The organism is Hahella sp. NS-SX17 (assembly GCF_057367735.1).
In genome coordinates this window covers 4,080,743-4,094,470 of the sequence record NZ_CM170632.1, presented here as the reverse complement: position 1 = coordinate 4,094,470, position 13,728 = coordinate 4,080,743, and the positions used below count along the sequence as shown (strand labels likewise).

10 protein-coding genes are annotated in these 13,728 nt (G+C 53.7%); 4 read left to right on the top strand and 6 right to left on the bottom strand.

What is annotated here, in order from left to right; all coding sequences use genetic code 11:
• Positions 1-3: 3 nt before the first annotated feature.
• The 4 genes from AC2IBB_RS18190 to AC2IBB_RS18175 all read right to left on the bottom strand — a co-directional run bounded on the left by AC2IBB_RS18190 (position 4) and on the right by AC2IBB_RS18175 (position 7,573).
• Entirely contained in the window at positions 4-1,593 is a 1,590-nt protein-coding gene (locus tag AC2IBB_RS18190) for a hypothetical protein (protein WP_486328180.1), read from the bottom strand.
• A gap of 20 nt (positions 1,594-1,613) precedes the next feature.
• Positions 1,614-3,824, bottom strand: coding sequence for an SAM-dependent methyltransferase (locus AC2IBB_RS18185; protein ID WP_486328179.1), 2,211 nt, complete (start codon positions 3,822-3,824; stop codon positions 1,614-1,616).
• 13 nt (positions 3,825-3,837) lie between these two features.
• Entirely contained in the window at positions 3,838-5,685 is a 1,848-nt protein-coding gene (locus AC2IBB_RS18180; protein ID WP_486328178.1) for a hypothetical protein, read from the bottom strand.
• Positions 5,686-5,782: 97 nt separating this feature from the next.
• Positions 5,783-7,573 (bottom strand): hypothetical protein, encoded by a 1,791-nt coding sequence (locus AC2IBB_RS18175; RefSeq protein ID WP_486328177.1) that lies wholly within the window; start codon positions 7,571-7,573, stop codon positions 5,783-5,785.
• Positions 7,574-8,294: 721 nt separating this feature from the next.
• Between AC2IBB_RS18175 and AC2IBB_RS18170 the strand changes: the two genes are divergently transcribed.
• From AC2IBB_RS18170 to AC2IBB_RS18155, 4 genes are all read left to right on the top strand, one after another.
• On the top strand, positions 8,295-8,684 hold the full coding sequence (locus AC2IBB_RS18170; protein WP_486328176.1) for a GFA family protein: 390 nt from the start codon (positions 8,295-8,297) through the stop codon (positions 8,682-8,684).
• A 269-nt stretch (positions 8,685-8,953) separates the two neighbouring features.
• Positions 8,954-9,466 (top strand): hypothetical protein, encoded by a 513-nt coding sequence (locus AC2IBB_RS18165; RefSeq protein ID WP_486328175.1) that lies wholly within the window; start codon positions 8,954-8,956, stop codon positions 9,464-9,466.
• A 206-nt stretch (positions 9,467-9,672) separates the two neighbouring features.
• The gene (locus AC2IBB_RS18160) at positions 9,673-10,368 is read left to right on the top strand and encodes a DUF1963 domain-containing protein (RefSeq protein WP_486328174.1); all 696 of its coding nucleotides are present in this window, start codon (positions 9,673-9,675) and stop codon (positions 10,366-10,368) included.
• Positions 10,369-10,647: 279 nt separating this feature from the next.
• Entirely contained in the window at positions 10,648-11,067 is a 420-nt protein-coding gene (locus tag AC2IBB_RS18155) for a hypothetical protein (RefSeq protein WP_486328173.1), read from the top strand.
• Positions 11,068-11,129: 62 nt separating this feature from the next.
• Here AC2IBB_RS18155 and AC2IBB_RS18150 read toward each other — a convergent pair whose 3' ends face one another.
• Together AC2IBB_RS18150 and dapA are read right to left on the bottom strand one after the other, a co-directional pair.
• On the bottom strand, positions 11,130-12,617 hold the full coding sequence (locus AC2IBB_RS18150) for an aldehyde dehydrogenase (protein ID WP_486328172.1): 1,488 nt from the start codon (positions 12,615-12,617) through the stop codon (positions 11,130-11,132).
• Positions 12,618-12,638: 21 nt separating this feature from the next.
• Positions 12,639-13,520 (bottom strand): 4-hydroxy-tetrahydrodipicolinate synthase, encoded by an 882-nt coding sequence (dapA, locus tag AC2IBB_RS18145; protein ID WP_486328171.1) that lies wholly within the window; start codon positions 13,518-13,520, stop codon positions 12,639-12,641.
• Between the last annotated feature and the right edge of the window lie 208 nt (positions 13,521-13,728).

Below are 13,728 nucleotides of genomic sequence, written 5' to 3'. Positions count from 1 at the left end.
GGTTCAAAACTCCAGGGTGCTTTCGCTACTAAGGGTCTGGCCGCGGAACTTGGCGGTTATCTTCATCGCGCCGCTGACTTTCCCGGCGCTGACGGCGACGCCGCTGACATCCATGGCGTAGGTCTTGGCGACGGTCTTGCCGTCCGCGGCGTAAAGCGTTACGGCGACGGAGGTTGGCTTATCGTCAGTGACATTGGTGATCACGGTTTTAAGCAGTGAGCCATCGCTGCGAGTAATGGTTTTTTTATAGGCGGTGGTTTGTCCCTCCGCGTTTTTCATTGTGCTGGTGTGGGTCTGGTACTGCGGCGCTGAAGGTTGCGTCGGCATCGCCATCAGTTCTTCTGCGTGGGCGGTTGCGCTGGCCGGCGCAGGCGAGCTGAAGGTTTTAATGGTTTCGATGGAGCTGGAGTCCTTCAGATTGGTCGTGGTGATTTTGGCGTGGCCGCCGATGGGTTTGCGGCGATAGTTAAACTGCGCGTTGGCGTAGTCTGTTTCGATCAGAAACAGGGGCGTTTGCGTGTCCGGGTCCAGAGTGCGGCTCTGAATCTTGGTGGGCGCGCCGCTGGCGTTGTAACTGGCGTCCGTCATGGACATCAGCTTCTCCGCTGCGTTGTATTCCCGGGTGTGAACCGTGCTGTTGATAGCTCGCAGTTCATTGTCGAAAGTCGCGCCTTCGTACGATGAAACCACTTTGCTGAGGACCTGATTGTTAGCGTAGTTTTGCGTGACGGTATTCGACGGGACGCCGTTTTGATAGGTCACCACCGTTTTGTTTTGTAAGACCCCGTTGGGGTCGCTGATGCTGTAATGGGCTTCGCCGCCGTCGATTTCATTACGGGCGTTGAACTGGGTGTTTTGAAACTCCGTCAAAACCTGGGATTTCATTGCGGCGGATGCCGGGTCGAAATTTTTGGTGTGAATCTGGTCTATGCCGCCGCTGGCGTTCATGAACACATTGGATTGCGAGTTTTCCGCGCGCGCGGCGTTCTTGGATGAGACGGAGAAGTATCCGCCGACAATATGGTCGCCGACGAACTTGGTGTTGCTGTAATCAATGTCCGTATAGCCTTCTACGCCGCCTTGTCCCTCCGGCGAGTAATGGCGAAAGGAGCCGCTCGTGATCATCTCATTGGCGTAAGTGACAACGCCGTCGCTGCGCAGGGTTTGAGAATCACCCCGGCGTGAAGTGAATTTGACCTGACCGCTGTGAATAGTGGTGGCCGGCGTCCATTTCACATTACTGAAATCCGCTTCCACCTGTTTGGCGACGCCACTGGCGAAGCGATTGTTGATCTGTGTTTTGGCTGTGGCGACATTGCCGTTGGCGAAGGCGAGGGTGGAGCTGTTCAACGCGTTGCCATTGGCGTCTGTTGCGCTATGGCTCAGGGTTCCGCCCTGAATGTCGCCCTGCGGGGACAGTTTTAAGTTGGCGTAACTGGTTTTGGAATAGGACGCGATTTGCTTACCGTCCGCCCCGTAATGGGTGGTGCTGGCATTCTGCGGCAGGCTGGCGACGACACCAGCCAATTGACTGACGTTGGCGATATTTTCCGACGCTTCGAGGTGATCGCTGAGTTCGTGTGTGGCGTTCAAGGCGCATTCCTCCTCAAGGATTAAAGAAGATGGGTTAAATAGCGATTGACGATAAAAGTTGTGAGATTGAACTTTTCCCACTTATGCCATAACAGCAATCCTCCCTTAGGGCTGTTGTGGTGCGCGATATCCGCCAGGTGGCGCGCGGCCCAGTCAGGCAGAGTCGGACCGCAATAATCGGGCGTCGTTGCAGAGATGGAGGAGCCGTAGCACGTGAAAACGCCTTTCTCTTCGTGGGAGCGGGTTGCGCCGTAAAGCTCAATGGAGTTGATGATGGGATCGCGCAAGAAGGTCGCTTCTCCTTCGTAGCAGGCTTTGTCGCCGCCGCGCCAGCGCAGCGTCCCTTTGTTGAAAGAGAACTCTGGAACCATGCGCTGGTTGATCGTCAATCCAGTCTCCGACAATTTGAGGTCGTTGACGTCCCGGTAAAAGCGTCCATCGGTGCGAACGGCGTATTCGCCATAGATGGCGCTAAGGTCATCACAGCCGCTGAAACTACAGGCTTGGGCGCTAAGCGCTTTACGTTCAGGGTCGGCTTCCCGGGCGACAAAAGCGGACTGGGCGCCGTCGCCGTTGGCGTCGCTCCAGATCTTGCCGATCAGGCGGCGGGCGCCGTTGGCGTCCACGTCCAGGCGCAGAAAACCGTGGTGGGGGACCTGGCTGTCCGCCTTCCAGCGAATGGCGCCAGAGTCAAAGGCAAAGGATCGGATACGGACATCGTTGATGTAGATAACGCTTTTATGACGCTGTTTGCGGGCGCCGATGATCGTGATCACAAACTGCTGTTCCGGCTCGATATATACCCCGGTCCAGGGGAACGGATTATTGCGGAAAATAAAATCAATGGCCCCGCCCAAGTGCGCCCACTCAACCTGATAGTTTCGCGACGTTAGCCAGGTCTCGAAGGCGGCTCTGGCTTCTGCTTTGGGCTGATCTCCAAGGGCTTTCACCAGTTCCATCGCAACGGACTTCTGCGTCAGACAGGCGGTCACCGTTGCTTCCGTAGCGGGGGAACGGATGTAAGCGCCTTTGGCGGCGATCTGAATGGCGCCCGAATCCCGCGACGCCAGCATCGCCCGTTCGCGGTCTGACAGCGCGCTAAAACGAGGGTCTTCCAACGCGGCGAGGGGATCGCGACGATAAAGATCCTGCAAGCGCGTATCGAAACGCAGCGCAATCAGGAAGCGACTGGCGGCGGTTTCGTCCTGCCACTTATAGGACGCCGGGATACGAAAATGCTTGAAGGCGTCGAAGGCTTTCATTTCCCGGGGTCCATAACGGTCGATTTCACGCAGGGGCGAGCGGGGCGTCAGCAATTTCTGCCCGGGCTCGATGACGCCCAGATCGACGGCGGTTTGGTAGTCCGTCGGGACCGCCTGCATGGGTGGAATATAGAACGTGGATAGGCCCGTTATTTTGATCTGATTTTCAGGGTCATGCAGCGCGCTGAGGCGATAGGTTTCGATCAGCGGGTCGATGGTGGGATAGCGGGAGCCAATGTAGTGAGTGACTTCATAGTCCACCCCATAGATTGACTGCAGCCAATGGATGAAATAAGAGAACTTGTTATTCAGGTAGCCTTGTCGCCGATAGCCCATTTCTCCAATCAAACCGACCTGCCATAACACCACATGAAGGCTGGCGTCCAGGCGACGGCGGCGGATCAGGCAGTCGGTGGCTTCGTGAGTCTGCAGGCCGGGGTAGCAAGGGTCGATGCCCAGGTCGGAGCACAATGTGTCCAGCGCGCAGACGCCGGCCTTCATGGTGGCCTTATAGCCCTCCCGTCGCGCCAGCTTGATCGCCCGGTGCGTGGACAACACGAATATGCCGGGATGGCCGTAGAACACCACGACAACCTTAAGCCCCTGTCGCACCCAGTAGAGCTGGGCCTCCGTCATCTGCATGTAGGTGGTGTAGCGGACCTTGTCTTCCCCGTACAACACGTACAAGTCCAGGGCGTCGGGTCGCAACTGCTTGAGCCAGACCACGGTGGCGGGGTCGGCCACGCAGTACAGCACTTTGTCCGCTTCTTCGATGAGACGAGTATCGCCGACGGAGACGCCGATTGTTTCAATGCCGGTCCCCAGAATGATCAGCTCGCCTTGCTGTGAGCCGGCGGGGATTTCGCCTTCCTGCACTTCTCTGACTTTATCTCTCAGCGCTGCGATGCCCTGCGCCAGTTCTTCCCAGTGCTTCTGATGATCTTCATATTTTGGATAAGCGCTCGCCATGTGACGTTCTCCCTTACAGAATTTTGGCGACGAATTTCAGGGCGACGCTGGCGCCCACTTTCAACGGCAGGGTTTTGCCCTGGTAGGTATAGCTGGCCAGCGTGGTGTAGGCTTTGGGCCAGTCGCTTTGCGAGGAATATTGCGCCATGGCGTTGACCGCCGCGTTTTCATCGTCCTGGCTCCAGCGCCAGGCGCTGAAGGCCTGATCTTCGGCGTCGTTTTTCAGGGACAGGATGCCGGACACCGCCATGTTCTGCTCGTCAGCGCTGGCGCCTTGGTCCACGTAGTAAGAGAAGGTGGTCCAGCGTTCCTGAATGGTGTTGGCGGGGTTTTCCATGTAATCCATCAGCAGGCCCAGGGGCGCGGCTTCGGAAGGCTGTTCGTCGGCGTAACTGTCGCCGGCCTTTTTGCCCCACATGTCCAGCAGTTTCTGGGCTGCGGTCATCCCCCCCATCACGGCGGCGTTTTTCAGGACAAACTTGAAAATAGCGCCTTTGTTGGCCCACAGAGACTGACCGATGTTCTTCACCAGCGAGCCCAGCGCCGAGCTGTCGACATTGATATCCGTATCGATGTCGGTATCGATATCGGTCACGTTGTCGACGACATTGTCCACTACGGTGTCCACATCAGTGTCGATGTCTACGTCGATGTCGACATCCACGTCCACCACCACTAGGGCGTCGATATCTATGTCAATGTCTACGTCGATATCTACGTCCACATCGACGTCCGTATCCACGTCGGTATCGACATCCACGTCCACATCCACGTCTACATCGGTATCCACGTCCACATTCACCAGATCGCCATTGTCCGCCGCCGCGCTGGTGAACTTGCTGGATATCCATTGCGCCACGTTGCTGAGGTCGGATTTCACTGCGCTGATCACCGCCTGACCTCCGGTTTTTAATGCGTTGAACAGCGTAGGAAGGTTCTTCGCCAGGGCGATGACTGTGTGGCTGATCATGATGATGTTGATGGCGGTGTAAGCGGTGTACGCCAGGTCATAGGCGGACATCCACCAAGCCAGTTGCGGAACCTGATAGGGTTGGACAATGACGTCGTCGCCATTGACTTTGCCGGTAAAGAACAGCTCGTAAACGCCGGCGTCGCCGTTATGCATGATCATGTCCTGCATCACCGCGCTGAGATTGACGCCGCTGGTGTCGGTGGCGCCGTTGGAGGTCAGCGTTCCTTTGCTCAGCGTAAGCTCCACCGTGCTTCCGCTGGTGGGCTGGTAGAGGGCGCTGCCGTCGGCGCCGAGAATAATCTGTCCGCTGCTGTCGTTAGGCAGCACCAGCGGAATAATGGGTTGCGGCGGTTGCGGGTTGTAACAGTAGAGGGTCAGGCCTTCGCTGCCGGCCCAAGCGCGTACGTCGTTTTCCGCCCAGTAGGAAACGGAGGAAAAGGTGTTGTAGTCGAAGCCGACGTTATTGTCGGAGAACCATTGATTCAGCTTTTGATTCTGCTGCGTCAGATCGCTGTTGTTCAGAATGATGTCGTTGACCGCCAGCGCATTGGGGCTATAGGGGCTGCCTTTGTATGCTTTGTAGAAGGCGAAGGCTTTTTGCGCGCTGGCGAGGTCGTCCGCCGTGATGGTGACATTGGTGTCGCCGAGGATATTGGTGACCTGATTCAGCAACGGCATGCCGTCCGACTGGCGCGCAAACGACAGATTTTCCAGAGGGTTGGAGGGGGTATAGGTCTTTTTGGAATTGGCGGCGACGGAGTCCACTTTAGTGTAAACCGGGTACATCGTGCTGGGATTATCCGCCGAGGCGCCGGAAGGCACGGTAAACGTATAGATATCGAGAGCTTCGCTATATTGATTGTCGATGTTAACCACATTCGCGGCCATGCGGATCTCCTTCAAGCGTGAGTAGGGCGTGACAAAGGCGGCGACGGGAGTGCGCGTCGCTGCGCATCCCGTCGCCAGTAGTCAATGAAGTGGGTGTTTAGAAATCTTCGAGTGGCTTGATTTCGTCTTCCGCTTTGGGATCGCTGTTGGAGGCGTCCTCTTCCGCATTTTTCTCCGAATTCTCGATATCTTCGCTGACTTTTTCGCTGGCGGCCTGATTGCTTTCAATCTGCGCCTGCTGCTCGCTGGAAATGGACTTATCGAGGGATTCCGTCAGCGCGGAAGTATTAGCCTGAATGTCCTTGAACGCGCTGGTCTGCTCAGTGACGACCTCATGGAGATTCTCTTCGGTAGCGCTGTTTAGCGCGTCATTGGAGTTCTTGATGCTGGTGGCGCTGGATTCCAGTTGCTCCAGTTGCTGGCCGTTCATTTCACTTTCATATTGCGCCTGAATTTCCAGCGTGCTGGCTTCGGCTTTCAGACCTTCTTCCAGGTTGATGGCGTTCAGGTTGTCATCAATGGAGCCACGTTCCGAATTGATCTCCTCCAGTGCGCTTTCGGTATCCTCCGGCGCGTTTTGTTTGCCATTGCTGAGCTTCTGCACGGCAGTGTCGATCTTCTCGTTCAGGGCCTTCTCAAAGGCTTCCTGCTGCTGCTTGAACAAATCCTCGGTGGTGGGCTCTTTGGCTTTGCCGCGGTTTTTGACCCACTTGAAGATGCCGTACAGAGTTGACGCCACGAAATGCAGCATCATCACCGCGCCGCCAATGGTCATGATGGAATTGAACAATTGCGCGGAGTTTTTCGGGTGGAACAGGGTGTTCCAGAATTCCGAACTTTGATCGGTGCTCAGTTGCGGCGAGTCGAAGCCAATACAGGTTTCTCCTGCAACGGTGCCGGTCAGCACGGGGATGATCTGAGTATCGGACGGATTTTGGGTGAACACGCGTTTCAACTGAAATGTGCCTTTCACCGCTACGTCCGGGATATCCGCGTTCACGTTGTCGACGAACAACGCATTGCTGTAAGTCAGGGTTTTCGCCTGCGATGAATCAACGTCCACGGTGCTGGTGTCAGTAGGGTCTTTTGCGGGAGTGAAGGTGCAGGCGTATCCCGCATTGGGTTTGCTGAGATCCAGCGCCGACGGTTTGGTCAGAGAGAGCGTGCCCACAAAGGAGGTGGTTTTGCTGTCGCTGCTGTACAGGTAATAAGTCGTGCTGTCATATTGCGCCCACACGAACGGGAACTTGCTGTAGTAAGACTCCACGGCGACGAGACCCGCCAGGGTGACGTTCTGGAAGCCTTTGGTGGACGCAAAGAAATCATTGACGCTGTTGGTAATGGAATTGGCCACATTGTCGGAAGAATTCGCGCTGCCGTCCGCCTGACCTTGTGCGGTAGTCTGCGCGCCATTCATGGCGGTTTCATAGTTCTGGGTTAACTGTGAGGTAGGGTAGGCGGCGATGGTCTGATAGAACGTGGCCGCATTGGCTATGGACTGCTGCTCATCCGTGGTTACCGTCTGCGCTGGGAAGGTAACGGGAGAGCCGAAGATATTTTGCATGACGCCGATATTGTCTACCGGGAAATACCAGCTGGAGGTGCTGGCCAGCAGGTTATAAACCAGAGAATACTGCTGCTGTTTGGTGTTGGGATCGGTGTAATACTGGTCCAGGTAAACCGTTCCGGAACCATTCTGGCTGATGACGGTTCCGCCTTCGAGCAATGAGAGAATTTCCAGATCCTGATCGTAAACGCTGGCGTTCTGGGTGTCGCCAGGAGCCTGTGCGGTAGTGGGAGACAGAATGACGATGTCAGAGGTGCAGTTATTGGTGATCACACACTCTTTGCTTGGGTCGGGTTTAGGGGTGGAAGCGGCTGTTGACATGGTACTGGTCCTTGTTAAGCGTTGTAGTGAATAAAAGCGTCCTTCGTACTACAAACTTCGCCTTGCGGCGGTGCGTGCGCCTCCTGACTTTCGGTGCGAGAAAGCAGCGGTGATGCGGTTTGCTCTCGCTTATCCCTGAGAAGCGCGCGCGGGAACGCGCCATACTTTTCGGCGGTTAGTCAGAGGAGTGACTCCCCTGATGCGTCATAACTGTTTAGTCAGGATTGTCGGTTTAAGCAAGGCGACCACAGAGAAAAAACTAAAACCGTTTTGTCTTACTTTTTATGGGCTGATCGCGGCCGGTTATATCGGGGCGTCAGGCCATTGTTATATATTGATTTATGATTTTTAGGTTTTTAATTAGTGGCGCATGAGTTATAAAAAATATTTATTCTATAAAGCTAAAAAGTATATGCGACATTCCTTAAAGTTAAGCCGAACGATTAATGTGATAAGTCAAGTTAATAGTTTAAGAAAAAGATTAATAAGAGAAACTCAATGACATTATTGATGTCCACGCCCATGTTCACGGAAGAGCCGCGAGTTTCGCTTGTAGGCGCCGAAGCGTTCAAGGGTGCTAGAGAGCAAGAGGGCGCCATATCCTTGGGGTAAGAGACGCCATTATGGGGGGTGGAATAATGTCGGCGTCACTCTTTGTGGGATACACTAAGGCGCTGATTCGGGGTCTGTCGCCTCGGAAATCGTTAAGGAGAGTTGAATCATGATTTCAGGTAGCTGCCTGTGCGGCAAGGTGAAATACGACATTACGGGAAAAGTGGGAGACATCATCCACTGCCATTGCCGAACCTGCAGAAAAGCCCACGGCGCCGCATTCTCCAGCGTGGCGCGAGTGGATGACAATGACTTCAACCTGAAAGGCGCTGAGCACCTGAACGCCTTCGAATCCTCCCCGGGAAAATCCCGCTTCTTCTGCTCCCATTGCGGCACGCAGGTCTACGCGAAAAGAGAAAACACCCCCTTCACCATCCTACGACTGGGATCACTGGACAATGACCCACAATCCCAGGAAAGAAGCCACATCTGGGTCTCCGATAAAGCAAGCTGGTATGAAATCAATAAAGAACTGCCGGTGTATGAGGAGTATGAATAGCTTTATTGAAGAGCTTAAATACGAACGTTTTATCTATGAAAGCTCTCTGAAGGAAATTGTGCACTGAGATTGGACCAGAGCACGCCAATGGAAGCATTTTGGGGAGCATTTCTGCGCATTAAAAGCGAGTTATGTTGTATATATTGGTTGAATAAAAGAAATTCGCCTTGAGCTGTTTTAAAGTCATCTTCTACAACCTTATATTCAAGGCGGACGACGCCAGATGGATATTTTAATGCTGGCCTGTAGCTATTATTAGGAAATTAAAAGTGGAGAAAATCGAGTACTATCCATACCTGTTCAGACTGGAAAATACTGATCGCTTCCTTATTTGGTCAACGGAAAGCCCCTCAAGGATTTCCCTGATTCACGGAAAGCTCGCGCAGTTTTCTTCCATTTCTCATCTTGAGGATTTTGCCAAGTTAATTGGAATTGAAATAGAAAAAAATAGCGACCCAATATTAGTGGACTTGGATCTAATTATTAGATTTATCCAAGCCCCACAGAAGAATAGCTTCGACGCAAGTCAATCCCTATCTGCATGGAATTTGATCGACGACTCACTCTTTAGCTGTCTTGGGGAGACTAATAGCTTTAGGAAAGAATTTCAGTCAAAACGGTCTCTTTATGAAAAGCTTTTCTTTGATAATAACTACTACTTTTATGATCGTAGTAGATCTTCCTCAGGAATTACCTGGAGCAATACCAACATAATAGAAATAGCTGAAATACTAAGCCTGGGGATTGGGCTGTTTAAAAATAACTTAACTGACATCCAATAGAGGTTAAACGCGCATGGGGAATTCAGGCCACTGCGTCGACCAATTCACAGATAGGTGTGAACGTCTACTTCATCCCTCGTGCATAATGATCTAATGGACTCGTTTGGCGCAGGGAAAAATCTTTACCTCCGTGGCCGTAAAGCTCTCGGGATTAGGTTTGGGCTCAGTTTTGGACTAATGGAATAAGTACAAATCAAATTTAAAAAATGAAAACAACAATCGAAAAATTTAAGAGCCAAATTGCCCGTAAAGCCATTGTCTTTGATATTGGCGGGGTTCAGCTTCCAGAGGACCCGTTAAGTTCCTGGTTCGGCAAAGTGACTTCTGGTGGAAAAGGGGAAGCCTGGCCTGAATACGCTGGATGCCCCATGCATGCGCTTGCGCAGATAAATCTTTCAGGGCTTCCATTTAAACCTAAAGGGCTTGAAGACCTGGCTTTTATTTGCATCTTTATCTGTCCTGATGAGCTTCCAGATCACGACCCAAATGGGACGAAGTGGCTGATCCGGACCTATACGAGTACTTCCGATCTTGTCCCATTGCAGAACATTGCAACGGGAAGCTCGATCAAAGCCCTTCCTATGAGGCCTCGGTTGATTGAGCAGGATTACCCTTGTTGGGAAGACTTACCTGTCGACTGTCCTGATGAATTCGAAGATGAGTATTACGACCTGTTTGAAAATGTCGATGGCTTCAAATTAGGGGGCTGGCCAAGCTTGATTCAATCTGAGATCTTCTGGGCTCCCTGGAATAAGCACGACGCCGTTCCGGATTATGTCTTTCAAATCGACTCGACTGAAAAGGGCGGCTGGATGTGGGGAGATCAAGGAGTCGGTTATTTCGGTCGCGGGACCGCCTCTGGTAAGAAAAACGAATGGACGTTGGAATGGCAATGCTACTGACTCTCGCCATGCGCTGATATTGACACGTCAAGCAGGCACTCTCTGATTCTCTCGAATCCCTTCCAGAACGTGATGTAGAACATTTAATTTCATCTTAACTTACTGTTTATACGGCAATTAAATTACTATTGCAGGATCTTGGCTGTGTTTGAGCTGGGAGAGTAATGCGCCGATTTCCGTTGGCGTTATTGATCATGTTGTATGAGCAGAATGATGTATCCGAAGGGTATTTATTGCCTTTGGAAGAGATTAAAAATTTGGCGAGTAAGGAGAACAGAAATGCCAGATGCGAGAGCGCGTATTTCAGAGGCGACCAAATCCAGCAAGAGTTGGTTTGGTCAGCTGGTATACGGAACGAACAAGTTTCTTGCGGAGAATAAAGTGCCTTTGAGCGATCAAAGCGCCAACTTTGTGATAGAAAACGCCAGAAAAGCGAATGACGGCGTAATTTTTTCCAGCACGGCGCACAGACGGGAAGCCTGGCACTGGTTGCGGGAGTGGCGCAAACCGCAGGATATGCAGCTGAGTAACGCGATCAGCTCCTTGGACCCTAACTGGTATCTGAGAGGCGTTGTGTTGAATACGGCGGCTTCGTTTTGGAATTGCATCGACCCCGCCAGTGAAGGGCCGGAGTTCGCGCAAACAGGATTCGATCCAGGCGTTGACGCCTATAATCTGTTTAAGCGCTCGGCAGGCTAGGAGTCGAGGACTTCTGATCAACGCTGCGCAGTGTCGCGCAGCGTTATTAGCGCAATTAGACTTTATCCCCCATACCAGACTGTCTTGGTCTGCACATACTGCTCCAGTGCTTCCAGGCCTTTGTCCCTGCCGCCGAAACCGGAGGTTTTATAGCCGCCGAAGGGCGTGGCGATGTCGCCCTCTGAGAAGCAGTTGATGGAGACCGTGCCGGCCTTGATGGCGCGGGAGACCCGTTGCGCGCGGCGCAGGTCGGAGGTATAGAGAGACGCGGCCAGACCATAACTGGTGGCGTTCGCCAGATGAATGGCTTCGGCTTCCGTTTCGAAGGTTGAGACGGCGAGAACGGGTCCGAATACTTCCTCTTGAAACAACGTCATTTCCGCCGTGACGCCGTCGAAAATAGTTGGCTCGACACTCATTCCTGCGCCTAATTTCAGGGCTTCGCCGCCCCGTATCAATTTGGCTCCTTCCCCTTTGGCGGTTTTGATGTAACCGCAGACCTTCTCGAAGTGCGCCGGCTCGATCATAGGTCCGATAGCCGTTTCAGGGTCTTGCGGATCGCCCACTTTCCAACTGTCCACTAACCGTTTTTGCAGAATTTTGAGCAACTCTTCTTTTACGCTTTTGTGAACGATCAAACGCGAGCCGCAGCTGCAGTTTTCTCCCATATTCCAGAATGCGGCGGAGAGAATATTGTCCGCAATGTCCTCCAGGGCGTAGCTGTCTTCAAAAACAATCTGCGGACTCTTGCCGCCGCACTCCAGTACGATTTCCTTGAGATTGCTTTGCGCGGAGTAGGTGAGGAACAGGCGGCCCACCTCGGTTGAGCCTGTGAAGGACACCATGTCCACGTCAGGGTGCAGCCCTAATGGTTTTCCGGTTTCTTCACCCAGGCCGGTGACCAGCGTCAGTACCTCTGTCGGGATTCCCGCCTCGTGGGCCAGTTGCACGATGCGGTAGGCGCTTAAAGAGGTCAGCTCCGCGGGTTTGATCACCAGCGAGTTGCCGGCGGCGAGAGCGGGCGCGGCCTTCCAGGCCAGCATCAGGGCGGGGAAGTTCCAGGGCAGTACGGCGCCGACTACGCCAATAGGCTCCTTCACGATCAGCCCCAGGTTGTCGCTGGCGGTAGGGGAAATCTTTCCAAACAGCTTATCGACGGCTTCGGCGTACCAGGCGATGGTGTGAATGGTGTCGGGTATGTCCGTATTCAGGCACTCGCTGATTGGTTTGCCTGCGTCCAAACAGTCCAGCGCCGCCAGCTCTTCATGGTGCTCCTGCAGCAAAGTCGACCAGCGCAGCATGATGCGCTTGCGTTCTCCGGGTGGCAGTTTTGACCAGGCGCCAGACTCGAAGCCGGCGCGACCGGCTTTCACCGCTGCGTCCACATGGCGGCCGTTGCAGCGCTGCACCCGACCGATGACCTGCTGATTGAACGGGTTTAGCGTGTCGAAGTGAAGTTCATGGCTATTGTCCAGTCCGGGAACCAGCGCGCCTGAGTATAGCTGTGCGTCTCTGGCCAACTGAAAAACATCTTCTTTTTTTATAGGCATGATTGTTTTTCGTCCTTGTCGTTATTGATTTACGATGCTCGCCGCCAAGGCTTCCAGAAATTCCGCTTTGTCCTCTTCGCCGATCGGCGCCAGTGGCGGACGGGTGTCGCCGACGGGATAACCGATGTAAGCGCAGCCGACTTTGGCTTTCTGGTTGTAATCCGCTTTCTCCTGATTCTTGAGGGCGGGAAGGATTTTGCGCATGCCGTCCCGCAAGCGCTGATAGTCGCCCGCTTGCGCCGCCTCGATCAACGCCACATGTTCCTTGGGGAGATAGTTGGCCGCGCCGCCGATCCAGGAGCGCACGCCCCAGAAGAAATAATCCGCCGCCTGATCATCCGAGCCGCATACCACCTGAAAGTTCGGCAGGTCCGCGTTGATCAGGGTCAGTGCGCGACTGAAATCGCCGCTACTCTCTTTGATGCCGATGATGTTCGGGTCATTGGCGAGCTCCATAACGGCTTCTATGCTGATCTCCACGCCGGAACGGGCGGGGAAGTTGTACATAATGATCGGCATGCCCACGGCTGCGCTGACGCTTTGATAATGCTGAATGATTTCGTGTTGCTGGGGCAGGCAATAAATCGGCGGCGCCAGCATCAGGGCTTGGTAGCCCATCTCTTTGGCTTCCTTCGCTTTGGCGATGGAGCCGGCGGTGTGCGTATCGTTCACCCCGGCGATCAGTAAGGCGCGGCCGCCTGCCTGTCTGGCGATATACGCCATCAGGTCGCGACGCTCCTCCATGCTGAGCGTGTAGTACTCGCCTGTGGTGCCGCAGGCGACGATCCCTCTTACGCCGGAGTCTATGAGGTGGTCAAGCAATCGGCCCAGCGCCGGATAATCTATCTGATTCCGGTCATCGAAGGGGGTGACGACAGGAACCAGTACGCCATCAATGTTCATCCTTATTTCCTTTGCGATCGGTCGTTTTTGTTTTCCCGCTCAGAGATCCTTTGCTGAACCAAGGCGACTGAGTGGGGCGTCGCTCTTCATCTTATGTAAACGGTATATTGTATACAATATACATGTCGACAAAATTTATAGCGCTATGGCGCCTTATCCTCAAGACAGGCCATGAGAGTGAGAACTAAGAGGAGATAACGGGAGGTTG